General features: G+C 71.3%; 16 protein-coding genes. 3 read left to right on the forward strand and 13 right to left on the reverse strand.

Annotated elements, in window-relative coordinates:
- Nucleotides 1-18 precede the first annotated feature (18 nt).
- Nucleotides 19-1,572 carry a dolichyl-phosphate-mannose--protein mannosyltransferase gene (locus J7E45_RS17335; RefSeq protein WP_215070983.1) on the forward strand — a complete coding sequence of 518 codons (1,554 nt, stop codon included), beginning with the start codon at nucleotides 19-21 and terminating at the stop codon, nucleotides 1,570-1,572.
- A 12-nt stretch (nucleotides 1,573-1,584) separates the two neighbouring features.
- On the opposite strand, the gene J7E45_RS17340 is transcribed toward J7E45_RS17335, so the two are convergent.
- From J7E45_RS17340 to J7E45_RS17370, 7 genes are all read right to left on the reverse strand, one after another.
- Entirely contained in the window at nucleotides 1,585-2,067 is a 483-nt protein-coding gene (locus J7E45_RS17340) for an Lrp/AsnC family transcriptional regulator (protein WP_091031088.1), read from the reverse strand.
- Between the two features lie 3 nt (nucleotides 2,068-2,070).
- Nucleotides 2,071-3,474 carry an amino acid permease gene (locus J7E45_RS17345; protein ID WP_215070985.1) on the reverse strand — a complete coding sequence of 468 codons (1,404 nt, stop codon included), beginning with the start codon at nucleotides 3,472-3,474 and terminating at the stop codon, nucleotides 2,071-2,073.
- Nucleotides 3,471-4,538: a histidinol-phosphate transaminase gene (hisC, locus tag J7E45_RS17350; RefSeq protein ID WP_215070987.1), complete on the reverse strand. Its 1,068-nt coding sequence runs from the start codon at nucleotides 4,536-4,538 to the stop codon at nucleotides 3,471-3,473. Before hisC ends, J7E45_RS17345 begins: the two co-directional genes overlap by 4 nt.
- A 163-nt stretch (nucleotides 4,539-4,701) precedes the next feature.
- Nucleotides 4,702-6,504, reverse strand: a complete 1,803-nt coding sequence (locus J7E45_RS17355) for a DUF255 domain-containing protein (RefSeq protein WP_215070989.1) — start codon at nucleotides 6,502-6,504, stop codon at nucleotides 4,702-4,704.
- A gap of 33 nt (nucleotides 6,505-6,537) precedes the next feature.
- Nucleotides 6,538-7,107, reverse strand: a complete 570-nt coding sequence (gene msuE, locus J7E45_RS17360) for an FMN reductase (RefSeq protein WP_215070991.1) — start codon at nucleotides 7,105-7,107, stop codon at nucleotides 6,538-6,540.
- 88 nt (nucleotides 7,108-7,195) lie between these two features.
- Entirely contained in the window at nucleotides 7,196-8,032 is an 837-nt protein-coding gene (locus tag J7E45_RS17365; protein ID WP_215070994.1) for an aldo/keto reductase, read from the reverse strand.
- Complete coding sequence (locus tag J7E45_RS17370) at nucleotides 8,029-9,288, reverse strand: heparan-alpha-glucosaminide N-acetyltransferase domain-containing protein (RefSeq protein ID WP_308162185.1); 1,260 nt, start codon at nucleotides 9,286-9,288, stop codon at nucleotides 8,029-8,031. The genes J7E45_RS17365 and J7E45_RS17370 overlap by 4 nt, the downstream gene beginning before the upstream one ends.
- A gap of 43 nt (nucleotides 9,289-9,331) precedes the next feature.
- On the opposite strand from J7E45_RS17370, the gene hrpA reads away from it, so the two are divergent.
- The gene (hrpA, locus tag J7E45_RS17375) at nucleotides 9,332-13,264 is read left to right on the forward strand and encodes an ATP-dependent RNA helicase HrpA (protein ID WP_215070998.1); all 3,933 of its coding nucleotides are present in this window, start codon (nucleotides 9,332-9,334) and stop codon (nucleotides 13,262-13,264) included.
- A 39-nt stretch (nucleotides 13,265-13,303) separates the two neighbouring features.
- Nucleotides 13,304-14,248 carry an NADP-dependent oxidoreductase gene (locus tag J7E45_RS17380; RefSeq protein ID WP_091031112.1) on the forward strand — a complete coding sequence of 315 codons (945 nt, stop codon included), beginning with the start codon at nucleotides 13,304-13,306 and terminating at the stop codon, nucleotides 14,246-14,248.
- A 22-nt stretch (nucleotides 14,249-14,270) separates the two neighbouring features.
- Here the strand turns inward: J7E45_RS17380 and J7E45_RS17385 are convergent, their stop codons facing one another.
- The 6 genes from J7E45_RS17385 to J7E45_RS17410 are packed head-to-tail and all read right to left on the reverse strand — an operon-like array spanning nucleotide 14,271 to nucleotide 20,046.
- Complete coding sequence (locus tag J7E45_RS17385) at nucleotides 14,271-14,879, reverse strand: alkylhydroperoxidase domain protein (protein ID WP_215071000.1); 609 nt, start codon at nucleotides 14,877-14,879, stop codon at nucleotides 14,271-14,273.
- Nucleotides 14,876-15,493: a CMD domain protein gene (locus J7E45_RS17390; protein WP_215071002.1), complete on the reverse strand. Its 618-nt coding sequence runs from the start codon at nucleotides 15,491-15,493 to the stop codon at nucleotides 14,876-14,878. The genes J7E45_RS17385 and J7E45_RS17390 overlap by 4 nt, the downstream gene beginning before the upstream one ends.
- Nucleotides 15,490-16,542, reverse strand: a complete 1,053-nt coding sequence (locus J7E45_RS17395; protein WP_251054559.1) for a putative FMN-dependent luciferase-like monooxygenase — start codon at nucleotides 16,540-16,542, stop codon at nucleotides 15,490-15,492. Before J7E45_RS17395 ends, J7E45_RS17390 begins: the two co-directional genes overlap by 4 nt.
- Nucleotides 16,539-18,188 carry an ABC transporter ATP-binding protein gene (locus J7E45_RS17400; RefSeq protein WP_215071004.1) on the reverse strand — a complete coding sequence of 550 codons (1,650 nt, stop codon included), beginning with the start codon at nucleotides 18,186-18,188 and terminating at the stop codon, nucleotides 16,539-16,541. Before J7E45_RS17400 ends, J7E45_RS17395 begins: the two co-directional genes overlap by 4 nt.
- Complete coding sequence (locus J7E45_RS17405) at nucleotides 18,185-19,081, reverse strand: ABC transporter permease (RefSeq protein ID WP_167634536.1); 897 nt, start codon at nucleotides 19,079-19,081, stop codon at nucleotides 18,185-18,187. The genes J7E45_RS17400 and J7E45_RS17405 overlap by 4 nt, the downstream gene beginning before the upstream one ends.
- On the reverse strand, nucleotides 19,078-20,046 hold the full coding sequence (locus J7E45_RS17410; protein WP_215071006.1) for an ABC transporter permease: 969 nt from the start codon (nucleotides 20,044-20,046) through the stop codon (nucleotides 19,078-19,080). The genes J7E45_RS17405 and J7E45_RS17410 overlap by 4 nt, the downstream gene beginning before the upstream one ends.
- Between the last annotated feature and the right edge of the window lie 8 nt (nucleotides 20,047-20,054).

Consider the following 20,054-nt stretch of genomic DNA (forward strand, 5'->3'; position numbering starts at 1 on the left):
GTTGTCTAGGCTGGACCGGTGACCGCGCCCGTACCCCTGCTCCCTGCTCCCGAGGCACGGCTGACGCGCTACGGACGGCTTCGCGATCGGGTGCTCCTCGCCCCCGACTGGGGGCGGGCGATCCGCTGGCTCGCCCCGCTGGTCATCACCGCCCTGGCCGCGGTCCTGCGGCTGATCGGCGTCGCCCATCCGCACGAACTGGCATTCGACGAGACCTACTACGTCAAGGATGCCTGGTCGCTGTGGACCCTGGGCTATGAAGGCACCTGGGGCGACGGCGCGAACCAGGCGTTCCCGACCGGCGAGGATCTTCCGCTCTCCGACCAGGGTGCGTTCATCGTGCATCCGCCGCTGGGCAAGTGGCTGATCGCGCTGGGCATGGCGATCGGCGGCCCGGAGAACAGCGGCGGCTGGCGGCTGGCCACGGCCCTCTTCGGCACGGCATCCGTCTTGCTGGTGTACCTGATCGCCCGGCGCCTCAGCGGTTCGGTGGTCGTCGCGAGCGTGGCCGGAACCCTGCTCGCGATCGACGGACTCAGCATCGTGATGAGCAGGATCGCCCTGCTCGACGGCATCCTGACGTTCTTCATCCTGCTGGGCGTGCTGTTCGTGCTGATCGACCGGCAGCGGACGATCCCGGTGCTCGAGAGACGCGACCTCGACGCGCCGGACCCGTTCTGGGGGCCCGTCCTGTGGCGCCGTCCGTGGCTGGTCGCCGCGGGACTCGCCCTGGGCGCGGCGTGCGCCGTGAAGTGGTCGGGACTCTACGTTCTCGCCGGCTTCGGGCTGTACGTCGTGATCACCGATGCGCTGGCTCGGCGCCGCGCCGGCGTGGTGCTGTGGCCGACGGCCGCCGCGTTCCGCCAGGGCCCGGTCTCCTTCGTGCTGCTCGTCTTCCCGGCTCTCGCGGTCTACCTCATCAGCTGGACCGGCTGGCTCGTGACCGCCGGCGGCTATGACCGCAAGAGCGACACCAACCCCCTGCTCGCGCTGTGGAAGTACCACGAGTCGATGCTCGGATTCCACGTCGGCCTGAGCCGCGGGCACCCCTACGCGAGCCCCGCGTGGGAGTGGCCTCTGCTGCTGCGCCCGACCGCCGTCTGGGTCGACCCCTCCCCCTCGGGCTGCGGCACGGATCACTGCATCGGCGTGATCTCGGCCATCCCCAATCCGCTCATCTGGTACGGCGGGGTCGCGGCGGCCGTCTACCTGATCTATCGCCTGGTGCGGAGCTGGATCACGCGGCAGCCGGTCGGGCCGGAGCTGACCGTTCCGCTCGTGGGCCTCGCGGTCACCTACCTGCCGTGGTTGATGTTCCCCGAGCGCACGATCTTCCAGTTCTACACGGTGGTGATGATGCCGTTCCTCGTGCTCGCCCTGGCGATGACGCTGCGGATCATCGCCGGCAAGCGGGAGGATCCGCTGTACCGGCGGCAGTCCGGCGAGCGCACGGTGATCATCTTCCTCACGTTCGTCGTGCTGGTCTCGGCGTTCTTCCTGCCGCTGTGGACCGGGATGAGCGTGCCGTACGAGTTCTGGCTGCTGCACAACTGGCTGCCCGGCTGGGTGTGAGGGTGTGAGGCGCTAGGCGGGATCGTCCGTCGCGACGTGGTCCACCAGCGGCAGCACCCGCCCCGACAGGTGGGTGCGCATCGCGATCGACGACGCCGTCCGGGCGACGCCGGGCACCAGTGCGACCCGGTCGAGCACCTCCTGCAGCCGCGTGGCATCCCGCGCGACCAGCCGCAGCTGCATGTCGCTGGCGCCCGTGACCGTGTGCATGTCGACGATCTCGGGCACCGCGTTCGCGAGGGCCGTCGCCACCTCGTCGTGCCCGACCTTCTGATCGATCTCGACCAGGCAGAAGGCGACCACGCCGTAGCCGAAACCGGCCGGGTCGACGCGCGGCACGATCGCCTCGATCACCCCGCCCTCGTGGAGGCGCGCGAGACGGCTCGTCGCGGTGCCGCGGGCGATCCCGAGACGCCGCGCGACCTCCAGGATCGGCAGCTGCGGCGACTCGGTGAGCAGCCGGATGAGCTGGGCGTCGAGGCGATCGATGCGCATCGGCTACTCCCGCGGCACGCCGGCCCGCGCGTATCCCCTGGTCGCACGGGCGACGAGGAGGAGCACACCGGTGAGGGCGAGAGTCAAAAGCAGCTGGATGCGCGCGGCCGGGTCGATCATCGCGAGTGCGATCACCGCGGCGAGCAGCACCAGGCACAGCCACGACAACCATGGGAAGCCCCACATCCGCATCGGCATCTCCTCGCCCGCGCGATCCGCGCGGGTGCGGAGGATGATCTGCGCGACCGCCGTGGCCGTCCAGATCACGAGCAGCGTCGAGCCGACCACGTTCAGGAGCGCGGGGAGGACGACGTCGGGGAACGCCCAGTTGAGGCCGACCGTCACGAAGCCGAAGGCGACCGAGGCCAGCACGGCGACGAACGGCACACCCTTGAGGCTCGTGCGGGTGGCGGCCAGCGGAGCGAGTCCGCGCTCCCCCAGCGAGTAGGCCATACGGGAGGCGCCGTAGATGTTCGCGTTCATGGCCGACAGCAGCGCGATGATCACGATCAGGTCCATCACGAGACCGACGCCGGGCACATTCAGGGTCTCGAGCACCGCCGAGAACGGGCCGTCCTTGACCGCGGGATCGTTCCACGGCAGCACCGCGACGATCACGAAGATCGATCCGACGTAGAAGACAAGGATGCGCACCAGCACCTCGCGCACGATGCGGCGGATGTTGTGCGCGGGGTCGTTCGACTCGGCAGCGGCGATCGCGACGACCTCGGTGCCTCCGAACGCGAACACCACGATGAGCAGGGCGCCCGCGACGCCGGCGATGCCGTTCGGGGCGAAGCCGCCGTTGTCGACGAGGTTCGCGATGCCGGTCGCCGGCACGCCGGGGATGAGTCCGACGATCGCGCACACGCCCACGATCAGGAAGGCGATGATCGCGGCGACCTTGATGGCCGCGAACCAGAACTCGAAGCGGCCGTAGTTGCGCACACCGAACAGGTTCACGGCGGTGAGCGCCACGACGAAGATCAGCACCCACACCCAGGCGGGGATGCCGGGGGTCCAGTTCGCCACGATCGCCCCGGCACCCGTCGCCTCGGCGGCGATCACGACGACCAGCTGGATCCAGTAGAGCCATCCGACCGCACTGCCGGCGCTGCGGCCCATCGCCTTCTGCGCGTACGAGCTGAAAGCGCCGGAGCTCGGTCGCGCCGCGACCATCTCGGCGAGCATCGCCATCACGAGCACGACGATGCCACCGGCCACGAGATACGAGACCAAGACGGCGGGACCGGCGATGCTGATCGCCTGGCCCGAACCGACGAACAGGCCGGCGCCGATCGCGCCGCCGAGCCCCATCATCGAGATCTGGCGGCGGGTCAACCCCGGATGCAGACCCTTGGTGGTCGTCGTGGTGGGCGGGAGTTCTGTCGCGCGGTCGCCGGTCACGCGCCGACCTCCACACGCGCGGCGGCGAGCGCCTGCTCGACGCGGTCGATGTCGGTCGGAGAGCCGGAGGAGATGCGGATCCCCTCGCCGGCGAAGGCCCGGGCGACCACGCCGCCGGCCTGCAGCAGTTCCTCGAGCTCCGCCGTGCGGTCACCCGACGGCACCCAGACGAAGTTCGCCTGCGAGGGGACGGCGGGCCAACCGGCCGCGGTGAGCACGTCGTGCAGGCGGTCGCGTTGCTCGATCACCTCACCGATGCGTACCGCGAGCTCGTCTTCGGCATCCAGCGAGGCGAGGGCGGCCGTCTGGGCGAGGTCGGTCACACCGAACGGCACGGCGACCTTGCGCTGGTTCTCGGCGACGGCGACGGGGGCGATCGCGTAGCCGATGCGCAGCCCGGCGAGCCCGTAGGCCTTGGAGAACGTGTGCAGGACGGCCACGTGCGGATGCCGACGGAACAGCTCGATACCGGCGCCGCGGCTCTCGGTCGTGTCGAAGTGCACGTACGCCTCGTCGATCACCACGAGCACGTCCTGCGGCACGGCGGCGACGAAGCGCTCCAGCTCGTCGGCGCCGACCACGGTTCCGGTCGGGTTGTTCGGGTTGCACACGAAGATCAGCCGCGTCTGCGGGGTGATCGCGGCGAGCATCGCGTCGAGGTCGTGCGCGTGATCGGCATCGAGCGGCACGGCCACGGGCGTGGCCCCGGCGATGCGGACCAGCGAGGGATACGCCTCGAATGAACGCCAGGCGAAGATCACCTCGTCGCCGTCACCGGCCACCGCGTGGATGAGCTGGGAGGCGATCTCGACCGATCCCGCACCGACGGTGACCTCAGCCGGGTCGACGCCATAGCGGGCAGCGAGCCGTTCGCGGAGGACGGCGGCACTCATGTCCGGGTAGCGGTTGATGCCGTCGATCCGATCGCGCACGGCCTGGGCGACCGAAGGAAGCGGCGGATGCGGCGACTCATTCGAGGAGAGCTTGGAGGCACCGGCCGGAGCGGAGCGCCCCTGACGGTACGCGGGAACGGCGTCGAGTCCGGCACGGGTGGGGAGGGGCATCGTCAGAGCATCCTTGCTGTGATCGCGGGTGGGGTCGCGCAACAGTAGAACGGATGCCCGGCACTGAGCAATCGGTGCACCGAATGCTGCGCAACCCGCGCAACCGGACGGGTTTTGCGAGGCGATTGCTGTGCAGATTGTGCACCCGCAACCGTGGCTGACGTCAGCGCGCGATCGAGACCTCGGCCGGGTCGCTCACGGGCAGCTGGCACACGAACGCGCGGCAGTCGTAGGCGCGTTCGGCGGACGCATCCTTGCCCTCGAACAGCTCGAACCCGGCTTCGGCGAAAGCCTGCGCCTGCGCGGGGCTGACGACGGCGATGACCTCGGCGTCCGCACCCCGGGCGGCGGCGGCGAGCGCACCGTCACGGTCGGCGGTGATCACCACGAGCTGCCGGGGAGGGAGGGCGAGGCCCGCGGCCACCCGCAGCAGGGTGCCGTGGGCGAACGGCTGCTCCAGCGAACGCGACGCGAGGGCGCTCACGGTCGCGGCGGCGGCCTCGCGGTACCGGTCCCCCGCGCCCAGCCACCAGGCGGTGAGCGCGGCACCGGCGACGGCTGCGGCATCGGAGGGCAGGTCGCCGTCGGTCTGGTCGGGCGAGGTCGCGATGCCCTGCGCCGAGAGCAGCGGATCGTCGCCACCGGTGCCGGCGAGAGCGTCGTCGAGGATGCCTCGTGCCGTGACAGCCCACTCCGCCGCCCCCGTCGCGAGGGCGAGGGCGAACAGGCCGTCGGCGAGGAGTCCGAGATCGGCGGGGGTCGTGACGGCGGCGGATGCGCGGCCGTCGAGCGATGTGCGGACGAGCGCGCCGGCGGCGTTCCGGTTGACCCGCAGCACGTGGTCGGCGGCAGCAGCGGCGGCATCGATCCAGGCCCGCTCGCCGAATGCCGCACCCGCCCGGGACAGCGCGCCGATCGCCAGGCCGTTCCACCCGGTGATCACCTTGCCGTCGACGTCCGGCGGCTCCAGGTCCGCGCGGTCGGCGACCGGACGAAGGTAGTAGCCGCCCTCGCTGCGGGCGCCGTCGATCGTCGACTCGGAATCCTGCGCGGCACCGAAGCCGCCGCCGTCGCGACGGAGCACGTCGATCAGGAAGGCGGCGATCCCGCGCACAGTCGAGTCGTCCCCCGCCGCCAGCGCGATGTCGAGCAGCTGTGCGTTGTCGGTGAGCATCCGCTCGTAGTGCGGCACCGTCCAGTCGCGCTGGGTGGCGTATCGGAAGAAGCCGCCGTCGGCATCGCGGAGGTCGGAACCCGCCATCGCGGCGAGCGCCCGTGCTGCCGAAGCCGCGGCCTGCGGAGCGCCCTCCCGCACCAGCGGATGCTGCAGGAACCGCAGCGTCGTGGCGACGGGGAACTTCGGGGCGCCGCCGAAACCTCCGTAGACGCGGTCCTCCCGTTGCGCGATCGTCTCGGCCGCCGTCGCGATCGCCACCACGTCGGGCAGGTCCGACGGCGTGGACTCCGCTGCGCGGGCGAGGGCGTCGGTCACGGCATCCGCCGACTCCTCGGCCTGTTCCCGCCGCACGGCCCATGCCTCGCGCACTGCGGCGAGCACATCGCGGAAGCCGGGCATCTGGCCGCGGGCCTCCGGCGGCCAGTAGGTGCCGGCGTAGAACGTGCGTCCTCGGGGCGTGGTGAAGACCGTGAGCGGCCAGCCGAGGTTCTGCGTGAAGGCGGAGGCTGCGGCCATATAGGCGCCATCGACCTGCGGATGCTCCTCGCGGTCGACCTTCACCGCGACGAAGCCGTCGTTGATGAGGGCGGCAGTATCCGGATCGGCGAAGGACTCCCGCGCCATCACGTGGCACCAGTGGCAGGTCGAGTAGCCGATCGAGATCAGCAGCGGCACGTCGCGGCGCTCGGCCTCCGCGAACGCCTCTTCGCCCCACGGGTACCAGTCGACCGGGTTTTCGGCGTGCTGGCGGAGGTACGGACTGAGCGTGTCGGCGAGCCGGTTCGTCATACCCTCACGCTACGCCGCGCAGAACGTGCGCGGTCAGCCGACCAGGAGCTCGACGGGGCGCGAAGCCGCGTAACCCACGAGCGGCAGGGCACGCTCGGCGGCGAGAGAGATGCGCGCCTGCAGCACATCCGAGGCGATCTCGTAGCCGTCGAAGTCGGTGCTGCTCGCGTAGACGCCGACCGGGAGGGTGAGCGCCTGGAAGAATGCGAACAGCGGCCGCAGCTGGTGCTCGATGATCAGCGCGTGCTTCTCGCCGCCGCCGGTCGCCGCGAGCAGCACGGGCTTGCCCACCAGGTCGTACTGGCCGACGAAGTCGAAGAGGTGCTTGAAAAGACCGGTGAACGAGGCCCGATAGACGGGGCTGCCCACGATCAGCAGGTCGGCAGACTCGATCGCCTGCAGCTGCGCCTCGACCTCCGGCGGCAGCTGGTCGCGCTGGAGCGCGCCCGCGAGGCCCGGGCCGATCTGCGTGAGCTCGATGAGCTGCGACTCGACCTCGGCGCGCTCGGCGACGGCGGCCGTGATCGCGCGGACGAGGGCGGTCGTCTTGCTCGGCTCGTGCAGGGATCCCGACACGGCCACGACGCGGAACGGAGCTGTCATGCCTCGAAGCTACTCACGACGACGCCCCATGTCGCGCGGAGCGACACGGGGCGTCATGTAGGCCGGGGGCCCGATCCGATCACCCGGGTCAGTTGACCTCGTCCGGGTGCGAGCCGACGCGGCCCGAGCCGTCGAGCGGGTCGAGGGCGTCGATCGCGGCGATCTCGGCGTCGGTCAGCTCGAAGCCGAAGACGTCGAGGTTCTCGCGCAGGCGCTCGGCGCGCACCGACTTCGGGAACACGATGATCCCCTTCTGCAGGTGCCAGCGCAGCACGGCCTGCGCGGGGGTGACCCCGTGCGCGGCCGCGGCATCTGCCACCGCCGGGGTGCCGAACAGGTCGTACTTGCCCTGCCCGAGCGGACCCCAGGCCTCGATCTTGATGCCGTGCTCGCCGGCCCAGGCGACCACGTCGCGCTGCTGGTAGGCCGGGTGCAGCTCGATCTGGTTCACGGCCGGCACCACGCCGGTCTCTTTCACCACGCGCTCGAGGTGCGGCACCAGGAAGTTCGAGACGCCGATGCTGCGGGTGAGACCCGCCTCACGCAGCTCGATGAGCTTCGTGAACGCGTGCAGGTAGTCGCCGATCGCGGGGGCCGGCCAGTGCACCAGGTACAGGTCGACCTTCTCGAGGCCGAGCTTGTCGAGGCTCTCGCCGATGGCCGCACGCGGCTCGTCGCCGTGGTGACGGTCGTTCCAGAGCTTGGTCGTGATGAACAGCTCGTCGCGGGCGATGCCGGACGCGGCGATCGCGGCGCCGACGCCCTCTTCGTTGCCGTAGATGGCGGCGGTGTCGATGTGCCGATAGCCGATCTCGAGCGCCTCGCTCACCGCGCGCTCGGTCTCTGCCGGCGGCACCTTGAAGACGCCGTAGCCGAGCTGCGGGATGGAGTTGCCGTCGTTCAGTTCGAGTGCAGGAATGCTCATCCCTCCAGCCTATGACCGGCATCCGACGTCGAGGCCGGGGATGAGGAAACAAGTGCCATCGCGGCCGCCCCACGGCCGACCAGCCGTTCCAGCGGTCCTCGACCGAAGAACATCGACCAGAGCGTCGTCACCACCAGCAGCCCGATGGCGGTCGCGGCCCAGAACTCGTTGCTGGAGAAGATTCCGCCGGGCCCACCGAACAGGACGATCGACAGCACGTGCGCACTGTATGCCGTCAGCGGCATGGAGCCCAGCGCGCCCAGCGGCAGCAGCACCCAGCGCAGCGGTCGGCTGAGCAGCAGGCACAGGGCGATGACGGTCAGCGCGAAGCCGCCGGAGCCGAGTACCTCGGCCGTGCCACCGCTGTGCGGCTCGACCGCGAACACCGCCGCGAGCACGGAGCCCAGCGGATCGGACGCTTCCAGCGCCTGCGGATACCCCTCCCACCCGCTGGGCATCGAGACCGCGCCGCCATCGCTCTCGGGGAACGACCCGTCGAAGGAGCTTTCGCTGAACGACGAGCCGTCGACGAACGAGGAGCTGCTGTATTCCGCCGGTGTGCTGAGGCCCGCAGCCTGACCGATGCCGCCGAGGCCGTAGCCGACCACCGCGAGCACGATGCCGACCGCGAGCGCGATCACGGCTGTGCGGACTCGCTCGACGTGCATCCGCCCCAGCGCCATGCCACCGAGCACGAGAGCCAGCCACACCGTGATCGGGTAGGTGCCGTAGAGCACGAAGCCGATCCCGGTGCCGAAGGGATGCAACATCACGGCTCCGAGGAACGCCAGCAGCGCCGGGCCGAGCAGGGCGAGCGCGGCGGCGGCGAGCAGCAGCCGCCACGGCCGCCACCGGAGGAACGGGATCACCGCGACATAGAGGATGCCGTAGAGCGTGAGGATCACGGCGATCGGGGTGTTCAGCATCTCCAGCGCCAGTCCGATGAGGAAGATCACGGCCCCGCGCCCGACGAGGTTCAGGCGGATGCTCGGGAGGCGCTCGCGCTCCGGAAGCGCGCTGCGTCCGGTCATCAGCGCGATGGACACTCCGGCGAGCAGCGCGAAGAGGATCGACGACCGCCCGTGCACGAGGTCGGTCCACGTCGCCGGGTTCGTCCACTCGAACGCCTCGGTCTCGCCGATGTGCGCGCCGGCCATGCCGAGGATCGCCAGCCCGCGAGCGACGTCGAGACCGAGGATGCGCGGCGGGCGCCCGAACTCGCGGAACCAGCGGACGGGGGCTGCGGCGGTGATCACCAGATGATCGTAGGGGGCGATTCCCGTCATACGATGGAGGGCTATGTCCTCCCCCGTGATCTCCTATCCCCCGGAGCTGCCCGTCAGCGCTGCCCGGGTCGAGATCGGCGACGCCATCCGCGACCACCAGGTCGTGATCGTCGCGGGTGCCACCGGGTCGGGCAAGACCACCCAGCTGCCGAAGATCGCGCTCGAGCTCGGGCGGGAGCGCATCGCGCACACCCAACCGCGTCGCCTCGCCGCCCGGACGATCGCCGAGCGGGTCGCCGAAGAGCTCCAGGTCGAGCTCGGCACGCTCGTCGGCTACAAGGTGCGCTTCACCGACAAGGTGTCCGACGCCACGCGCATCGCGCTGATGACCGACGGCATCCTGCTCAACGAGATCCACCGCGACCGGCTGCTCACCCGGTACGACACGATCATCATCGACGAGGCGCACGAACGCTCCCTCAACGTCGACTTCCTGCTCGGCTACCTGGCCCGCATCCTGCCGGAGCGCCCCGACCTCAAGGTGATCATCACCTCGGCGACCATCGACCCGGAGAGCTTCGCGAAGCACTTCGCCGCAGCGGATGGCACACCGGCGCCGATCATCGAGGTATCCGGTCGCACGTATCCGGTCGAGATCCGCTACCGCGGACAGGTCGAAGACGGGGACGACGAGGACGCACCGGCCGAGCCGGAGGACGAGGTCTCGGCCATCGTCGCCGCCCTGCGCGAGCTCGACCGCGAGGCGCCGGGCGATGTGCTCGTGTTCCTCCCCGGCGAGGCCGAGATCCGGGACGCGGCCGACGCCGTGCGCGGCGCCTACGCGAACGACCGCGCCCCCACCGAGGTGCTGCCGCTGTTCGGCCGGCTCTCCGCCGCCGACCAGCACCGCGTGTTCGAGCGCAGCAGGGCGGCGGGCGTCCGCCGCCGCGTCATCCTCGCCACGAACGTCGCCGAGACGAGCCTCACGGTGCCCGGCATCAAGTACGTGATCGACACCGGCACCGCACGCATCTCGCGCTACAGCAACCGGTCCAAGGTGCAGCGGCTGCCGATCGAGGCCGTCTCGCAGGCCTCGGCGAACCAGCGATCCGGCCGCGCCGGCCGCACCAGCGACGGCATCGCGATCCGCCTCTACTCGGAAGAGGACTACGACCGGCGCCCGGAGTACACCGAGCCCGAGATCCTGCGCACCTCGCTCGCCTCCGTGATCCTGCAGATGCTGTCGCTCGGCTTCGGCGACATCACCGCATTCCCCTTCCTCACCCCGCCCGACTCGCGGGGTGTGAAGGCGGCGTTCGACCTGCTCACCGAGCTCGGCGCGGTCGAACCGTCCCGCCGCGACGGCGCTCCGCACCTCACCCGCATCGGACGCGACATCTCGCGGATGCCGATCGACCCGCGGTTCGCGCGGATGCTGATCGAGGCGGGGCGCGGGGGCTCGGTCGGCACTGTGACCCGTGACGTGCTCGCGATCGTGTCGGGTATGACGATCCAGGATGTGCGGGAGCGTCCGGAGGAGCGCCGCGAGGAGGCCGACCGCCTGCATGCCCGCTTCGTCGACCCGACCAGCGACTTCCTGACCCTGCTGAACCTCTGGAACCACCTGCGCGAGCAGCAGCGCGAACTCGGCTCGAGCGCGTTCCGTCGCCTGTGCCGCTCGGAGCACCTCAACTACGTGCGGGTGCGCGAGTGGTTCGACGTGCACCGCCAGCTGCGCACGCTCGTGAAGACGCCCGACCGCACCGGCGACGACACCGGCACGAGCGACCCGGACGCCATCCACCGCGCCCTGCTGTCGGGACTCCTGTCGCAGATCGGCCTCCTCGACGAGCGCACCGCCCCGGCGGGCAAGTCGCACTCCCCCGCGAAAGAGCCGAAGGGCCGTCGCATCGCCGAGTACCGCGGCGCCCGCGGTATCCGCTTCTCGATCTTCCCCGGCTCGGGACTGCGCAAGAAGAGTCCGCGCGCGGTGATCGCGGCCGAGATCGTGGAGACCTCCCGCACGTTCGCGCGCACGGTCGCCGCGGTCGACCCGGCGTGGGCCGAGCCCCTCGCCGGCGACCTCGCCAAGCGTCAGGTGACCGAGCCGCACTGGTCGAAGGATGCCGGCGCCGCCGTCGCTTTCGAGAAGGTCACGCTGTTCGGGCTCGAGATCATCCCGCGCCGCCGTGTGCAGTTCGCGCGCATCGACCGGGCCGCCTCGCGCGAGCTCTTCGTGCGCCATGCACTCGTCGAGGGCGAGTGGGACCCGACGCGGATCGACAAGCGGGTGAGCGCGTTCTGGCGCAGCAACGCCGAGCTGCGCAAGCGCCTCGAGAAGCTGGAGGAGCGCGAGCGCCGCCGCGACATCCTCGCCGGCGACGAGGCCGTGTTCCGGTTCTACGACGAGCGCATTCCCGCCGACGTGTTCGACGTGCGGTCGTTCGAGAGCTGGTGGCGCGAGGCGATGGCCGCGACGCCGAAGCTGCTCGTCATGCGCGAGAGCGACCTGATCGACGACGAGGAGCGCGCCGATCAGCGCGAGTTCCCGACGCGGTGGACGCAGGGCGACCAGGTGCTGGGCCTCGCGTACCGGTTCGAACCGGGTGCCGACGACGACGGTGTGAGCGTGGTCGTGCCGCTGCCACTGCTCGCGCAGCTCGAGGACCGCGGCTTCGACTGGCAGGTTCCGGGCCTGCGTGCCGAGCTCGTCACCGGGCTGCTGCGCGCCCTGCCCAAGGCCATCCGCCGCCATGTCGTGCCCGCCGCCGACTGGGCCGAGAAATTCGGTGCCGAGCTGGCCGAGCAGGGGCCGGAGTCGCACGGCGGCCTGCCGCCGCGCACGCTCAAGGAGGCACTGGCCCGGCTCATCCAGCCGCTCGCCAACCAGCTCGTGTCCGCCGCCGACTTCGACGACGAGCGCGTGCCGCCACACCTGCGCATGAACTTCCGCGCGGTCGACGAGCGCGGCCGGGTGGTCGGCTCGGGTCGCGACCTGCGGGCACTACAGGCGCAGCTCTCCGACCGGGCGCGCAGCAGCGTGGCGCGATCGATCGCTGCGCCGCCGAAGTCCGGCGCCAAGGGTGCCCGCAACGGCGCTGAGCGCAGTGGTGCCGAGCGCGTCGCTGCCGCACCGATCGAACAGACCGGCCTCACGGCGTGGACCTTCGGCGACCTGCCCGAGGTGCTCGACACGCGTGTCGCCGGCGGCGTCGTGCGCGGCTACCCGGCGATCGTCGACCAGGGCAAGACCGTGTCGGTGCGCGTCGAATCGACCCCGGATGCCGCGGCCGCCGCCACCCGCGACGGCGTGCTGCGGCTCGTGCTGCTCGGCGTCCCCTCCCCCTCGTCGTACGTGCAGGAGCACCTGACGAGCCAGGAGAAGCTCGCCCTCGCCGCCTCGCCGTACCAGTCCGCCGCCGCCCTCATCGAGGACTGCCGCGCGGCCGTCGCGCGGCAGGTCATCGAGCAGACGGCGCCGGGCGGTATCGTGCGCAGCGAAGCCGACTTCGTCCGGGTGCGCGACGCCGTCTCGGGCGTACTGGTCGATCAGCTCTTCGCGTGCGTCTCACTGGTGGCCCGCATCCTGACGAAGTCCCGCGATGTCGAACGCGGCATCAAGTCGCAGAACTCGCTCGCCCTGCTCGGCCCGCTGAACGACATCCGCACACAGCTCAGCGGCCTGCTGCATCCGGGCTTCGTCTCCGCGGCCGGAGTCGACCGTCTCGCACACTTCCCGCGCTACCTCGAAGGCATGCTCGACCGACTGAAGACGCTCGGCAGCGAACCGGGCAAGGATCGTGCGCGCATGACCGAGTACGAGCGGATGGCGAAGGCGTTCGAGGATGCCGGAGGCACCACCCCGCTTCCGTCCGACGCTCCCCCTGCGCTCGTCGAGGTGCGCTGGCTGCTGGAGGAGTACCGCGTCAGCGTGTTCGCGCAGCGCCTCGGCACTGCGCAGCCGGTGTCGCCGCAGCGCATCATGAAGGTGCTGTCCGGGCGCTGATCCGCGACGGCGGGCGTGTGGCGCGGGTAGCCTGAATCCATGGCACGCGCGATCGTCTACACCGAATTCGGCTCCCCCGATGTCCTGCACCTGATGGAGATCCCCGATCCCGTCGCGGCTCGCGGCGAGGTCGTGGTGCGCATCGAGGCAGCGGGGGCGAATCCCATCGACGCCAAGCTGCGGAGTGCCAAGCGGCCGTCTCCCCCGATCACCGAACCGCGTCCTGTCGGGTTCGACGGGGCCGGCGTGGTCGAGCTGCTCGGCGAGGGCGTCGATGACTTCGCGGTCGGCGACCGCGTGGCGATCCGCGACGCGCACGGCACCTACGCCTCGGCAATTGCGATCTCCACCGAGAAGCTCGCGAAGCTCCCCGACTCCGTCACGACCGCCGAGGGGGCGGCGATCGGGATCCCCGCGGGCACCGCGTACCAGTCGCTGCGTTCACTCGGGGTCACCGAGGGCGATGTGCTGCTCGTGCACGGCGGCTCCGGTTCGGTCGGACAGGCCGCCGTGCAGTTCGCGGTGGCCTGGGGTGCGACCGTGATCGCGACGGCGAGCCCCGCCCGCCACGACCAGCTGCGCGAACTCGGCGCGATCCCCGTGGCCTACGGCGAGGGCCTGCTCGACCGCGTGCGCGACGCCGCACCCGAGGCCGTCACCGTGGCCCTGGACTGCGCCGGCACCGACGAGGCGATCGAGACCTCCCTCGCGCTGGTCGCCGACCGCGACCGGATCGCCACCATCGTGCGTGGCCCGGATTCCGCGTCCTTCGGCATCCGCGCGTTCTCCGGCGGCTCCCCGGTCCCTCTGACCGAAGAGGAACTCGCCTGGCGCGCCGAGGCGCTCCCCGAGACGATCGCCCTCCTCGACGCCGGTGACTTCGTGATCGAGCTCGGCCCCCAGCTGCCGCTGACCGAGGCGGCGCAGGCCCATGAGCTCATGGAATCCGGTGCCGCCTCGGGCAAGATCATCCTCGTCCCCTGACGGCGAGGTGCCGTCAGAGCGGTCAGGCCGGAGCCACCGGCCGTCCGATCGACAGCATCAGCCGGTTCGCCCAGTTGAAGAACGCGGCGCCGTGGATGAGGTCCGAGATCTCCAGGTCGTCGAGCCCGGCGGCACGCAGCCGCACGATCTCGTCCGCGCCGAACGCGTTCGGGGTGTCGGTGAGGGCGACGGATGCCGCGACGACGGCGTTCCAGCGCTCGCCGAGGTCCGCATCCACGCCCTCGTCGAGCAGCAGGTCGACGTCGTCCGTGCGCTTGCTGTGGTGCGCGGCGAAGCGCGAGTGCACCGAGGCGCAGAACACGCAGCCGTTGCGGCGGGAGGCCGCGGTCGCGGCGAGCTCTCGGTCGGCTCGCGGCAGACCCTCCGCGGCGTTGTAGAAGATGTCCTTGTCGACCAGGGTGCGGGCCTTCAGCACCTCGGGGTCGCGGGCCAGCAGGCGGAAGTAGTCGTTCTTCGCGCGAGCCGCATCGACGAGGCCGTCGTAGTGCCGCTCCGTCAGCTCCTCCTCGGCGAGGGGCTCGAGGTGCGGGACCCATCCGACCTCGCCGCGGGTGAACGCGTGCGGGTGCGGGGCGTCGTCGTGCCGGAGCACGCTCTGTTCGGCGGTCATGCGGCCTCCTCCTCGGAGTTTTCGGCGGTCAAGCCCGCAGCGGCGAGCACGTGGAGCCCGGTGACGACGCGCTGCTGGAAGGCGAGGAACGACACCAGCTGCGACAGCGTCACGATGCCGTCCGCCGACCAGCCCGCGTCGAGCAGGCGACCGAGGTCGGCGCCCGAAGCCTCGCGGGGGCGGAACACCAGGAGGTGCGTGTGCGCGAGGGCGGCGGCGAGGCGCTCACCCACCGCGGCGATGACAGTCTCGGAGGGGACGTAGCGCACCCCGTCGGTGTTCTCGGCCTGCAGCCCGAGCTCGGTGTAGGCGCCGAAGGGTCCGGTGGTCGCCGCCCGGGCGGCCTCCGCGAGCACGACGGCCGCGCGCTGGGCGTCAGCCTCCTGCGCACGACCGGCGTAGAACTCGGCGGTCGGGTCTTCGGCTCCCGCGAGACCGGTGGCGAAGGCGGCCACGAGTTCGCGTTCGGCCTGCGAGACGTGCTCCGTGCTCACCGGCTGGAAGAGGGCGTCGAAGCTCGCCTGCAGCTGCTCCCTGGTCACCGGACGGCGACGGCGCAGGGCATCGAGCTCCGGCGTCACCTCCGCGATCCGGTCCACGATGTCGTCGGTCATGCGTTCTCCTTGAGGGTGAGGTTCTGGTCGGTAGTGGTTCCGTGCGGTGTCGGGGTCAGCGCGTAGCCGAGGGCCGGGGCGACCTCGTCGGCGAAGAGCGCGATCGAGCGCAGCACGTGCTCGTGCGGGGCATCGACCGAGTGCACCTGGAACGCCACCTCGGTCGCGCGGGCGAGGGTGGTGTCGGCCGCGAGCGATTCCGCCACCTGCTCCGGTGTCCCCAGGTGCGTGTCGAGTGCGGCGATCAGCTCGTCGATGCTGTCGCCCGGGATGGTCTGGCCCTGACGGCGGAAGCCCTCGGCCGCCCGGCGCAGACCGACCTCGGCGAAGCGCAGCGCCTCGGCACGATCGTCGGCCACGAACACGGTGCGCGAGGCGGTGATCCGCGGCACCACCCCCTCCGGCAGCGCTTCGAGGTACGCGTCGATGATCGGATCCTGCAGGGCAGACAGCGGTGCGTGCAGCCGGTCGGCACTGCGCGGTTGCGTGCGAGACAGCAGCAGCCCATGCCCGTGGATACCGGCCCGATGCCCGCCCGGCACCGAGAAGGTGGCCTGCCAGACGCGGTCGGCGAGGTCTCCGGCATCCGGGTAGAGGGTGTTGCCGGCACCGACGTCACGGCCGGCGAGACCGTCGAGCAGTGTCCGCAGCTTCCGGTCGTAGGTCGGTCCCTTGTCGCGCACGTCCTCGCCGAACGGCGCGAACGACGAGGGCGTGCCGCCGCTGCCGAGTCCCAGATCCACGCGCCCCCCGGAGAGCAGATCGGCGACCACGGCATCCTCCGCCACCCGCACCGGGTCCTCGAGCGGCAGCGTGATCACGCCGGTGCCGAGACGGATGGTGGAAGTCACGGCGGCGACGTTCGCGAGGAACACCAGGGGCGACGGCAGCCCGCCCTCGGCCGCGTGGAAGTGGTGCTGCGCGACCCACGCCCGGCCGATGCCGTGCCGCTCGGCCTGCTGGATCTGCGCGGTCGCGAACGCATACCGCTCGGCAGGGGCGGCGTCGTCGAGCAGTCGGGTGAAGAAGGCGACGGTGGGTGCGGTCATGCGGGTACCTCTCTGATGCCGGAGACTTCTCTGGTTCCGGGCACTGCGGCCAGCAGCTCCCGGGTGTAGTCGTGCTGCGGGTCGCGGAAGAGGTCTTCCGTCTGCCCCTCCTCGACGATCCGGCCGCGGCGCATCACCGAGACCGTGTGGCTGATCCGCCGCACCACCGCGAGGTCGTGCGAGATGAACAGGTAGGTGAGCCCGAGCTCGGCCTGCAGCGAGGTGAGCAGCTCGAGGATGCGGGCCTGCACCGTGACATCCAGCGCCGACACCGCTTCGTCGAGCACCACGATGTCGGGGTCGATCGCGAGCGCGCGGGCGATCGCCACGCGCTGCCGCTGCCCGCCCGACAGTTCCCGCGGGGTGCGCCGTGCGACCTCCGCGGGGAGCGACACCCGGTCGAGGAGGGCGAGAGCGCGCTCGCGGCGCTCGGTGCGACTGCCCACGCCGAAGTTCACCAGCGGCTCGGCGACGATGTCGGCGATCTGCTGGCGCGGGTCGAGCGAGGCGAACGGGTTCTGGTAGACGAGCTGGATGCGTCGGCGCAGCACCCGCAGCTGCTCGCGCTTCGCGTGGGTCACGTCGTCGCCGTCGACCTCGACCGTCCCGGCATCCGGCTGGTGGAAGCGGGTGATGAGCCGTGCCGTCGTGGTCTTGCCCGAGCCCGACTCCCCCACGAGCGCATGCGTGGTGCCCTTGCGCACCCGGAACGACACGTCGTCGACGGCACGGAAGCGCTCGCGCCCCGCGACGCGGAACTCCTTCACGAGTCCGTCGGCCACGATCGCCCAGGGGTTCTCGGCAGCGACCGCCGCGGCATCACGCAGGAACGGCGGGGCATCCGGCCGACGGAAACCTGTCGCGAACGCCGGAGCGTCGGCGAGCAGCTGCTTCGTGTACGGGTCGGCCGGTGCGGCGAGCACCGCCTCACTGGAGCCCTGCTCGACGATGCGACCGTCTTTGAGCACGACGAGCCGCTCGGCCCGGTCGGCCGCGACACCGAGGTCGTGGGTCACGAGCAGGATGCTGGTGCCTTCCTCCCGCTGCAGCTCGTCGAGCAGGTCGAGCACCTTGCGCTGCACCGTGGCGTCGAGGGCGCTGGTGGGCTCGTCGGCGATCAGGAGCCGCGGCCGCAGGGCGATCGCGGTGGCGATGAGCACGCGCTGGCGCATGCCGCCCGAGAGCTCGTGCGGATACTGGCGCGCCCGCAGGTCGGGGTCGTCGATGCCAACACGGTCGAGCAGCTCGATGGCCCGCGCCCGCCGCGACCGGCGATCCCGGTGCCCGTGCAGACGGAGGATCTCCTCGACCTGCGCACCGATCGTGCGCACGGGGTCGAGCGAGGTGGTCGGATCCTGCGGCACGAGACCGATCTCGGGACCGCGGATGCCGCGCAGCGCACGATCGGACCACCCCGAGATGTCGAGGTCGCCGAGCAGCACCCGCCCGCCGTCGACGCGGCCGCCTTCGGGCAGCAGCCCGAGCAGGGCGTGCGCGGTGGTGGACTTGCCCGAACCCGACTCCCCCACGAGCGCCAGGGTCTCGCCCTCGGCGATCTCGAACGAGACGCCGTGCACGACCTCGCGGCGGCGGTCCTTGTCGCCGTAGGAGATCCGGAGGTCGGTGGCGGAGATGACGGTGCTCACTTCGCGCTCCTTCCGATGCGGTGGCTGATCCGGTTGGCGCTGAGAACGACGACGACCACGACGAGACCGGGAAGAGCGGTGAGCCACCAGGCGGTCCCCACGTAGTTGCGGCCGTCGGCGATCAGCAGGCCCCACTCCGGCGTGGGCGGCGGCGCACCGTAGCCGAGGAACCCGAGCGTCGAGATCGCGAGGATCGCGGTGCCGAACTGCAGTGCGGCGAGCGCGACGATCGGCGTCAGCGAGTTGGGCAGCACGTGCCGGCGCAGGACCGTGAAGAACGTGCCGCCGCTACCGAAGGCGGCTTCGACGTACTCGGTGCGGCGCACGCGGGCGACCTCGGCACGCATGAGCCGGGCGAACGCCGCGACGCTCCCGAGACCGACCGCGATCGCGGCGTTCACCGTGCCGAAGCCGAGCAGGATGATGACGGTGAGGGCGAGGAGCAGCCCGGGGATCGCGAGCAGCACGTCGACCACGCGCATCAGCACGTCGTCGACCACACCCCCGACGGCACCGGCGATCGCACCGATCAGCGTGCCGAGGGCGAGGCCGACCGTGACGGCGATGAGCGCTCCCGAGAGCGAGTGCACCGCACCGTGCACGACCCGGCCGAACAGATCGCGGCCGAGGGTGTCGGTGCCGAACCAGTGCGCGGCACTCGGCGCGAGCAGCTTGTCGGCCGGGACGCCCGTGAGCGGGTCGCCGGGGGCGAAAACCCCGGGGATGACGGCCCAGAGCACGGCGAGCGCGACGACCGCGTAGGCCAGGTACAGGCCCCAGGCGCGGCCACGCAGTCGGCGGCGAGGGGCCTTCTCGGTCTCGGTCGCGGCCGGATGCGCGGGCGCGGCCGGGTCGGGCCCGACCACGGGATCGATGATCACGGGAGCGGTCATGCGGTCGCCTCCTGGAGTGCGCGGGGCGCCGAGGCGCGGGCGACGGTGCGTTGGCGGGGGTCGATGAGCGGCGTCACGAGGTCGACCGCGAAGCTGATGATCACGAAGCCGAGGGCCGACAGCAGCACGACGCCCTGCAGCACCGGGATGTCCTGGTTCGCGACGGCCTGCTCGGTGAGGCGGCCGATGCCCGTGCGGCCGAACACGGTCTCGGTCACCACGGCCCCGCCGACGAGCTCGCCGAACAGGACACCGGCGATGGTCAGGGTCGGCACGGCGGCGTTCCGGGCCACCGAACGGGTGAGCACCCACAGCGGCGGAGCACCCTTCGCCCGCACCACCGTGACGAACGGCTGCGCCTGCACCTGGTCGATCGCGCGCACCAGCACCTGGGCCAGCGGGGCCGAGATCGGCACGGCGAGGGTGAGCACCGGCAGGACGAGTCCGGCCACCGGGTCGGCGCCGACGATCGGCACCCAGCCGAGCCCGAACGAGAACACCTGGATGAGCAGGATGCCGAGCCAGAAGACCGGCACCGCCACGAACAGCCCGGGCACCTGACGCAGGCCGTCGCGCAGCCAGGCGAACGGCGCGAGTGAGGAGAGCCCGGCGATGAGGATGGCGAGGATCAGCGCCACGACGAGTCCGAGCGACGCGAGCAGCAGGGTCGCGGGGAGTGCTTCGCCCAGCATCGTCAGCACCGGGGTGCCGAACTGGGTCGAGAACCCGAAGTCCCCGGCGAGGAAGCCGAGTCCCGCGTGCACGTACTGCTCCCACCACGGCAGGTCTGCGCCGTAGGTGGCGCGGATGCTGTCGAGCTGGTCCGGCGACAGCCCGAGGCTGGGGTCGGAGAACTTGATCAGGATCGCGTCGCCCGGCAGCAGCTGCAGCAGGAAGAAGGTGGCCGTGAAGGCCGCGATCAGAACGATCGCGGCCTGCCCGGCTCGTCGGAGGACGAAGCTCATCGTGTCAC

The organism is Microbacterium sp. ISL-59 (genome assembly GCF_018613945.1).
In the GTDB taxonomy this organism is placed as follows: domain Bacteria; phylum Actinomycetota; class Actinomycetes; order Actinomycetales; family Microbacteriaceae; genus Microbacterium; species Microbacterium oxydans_B.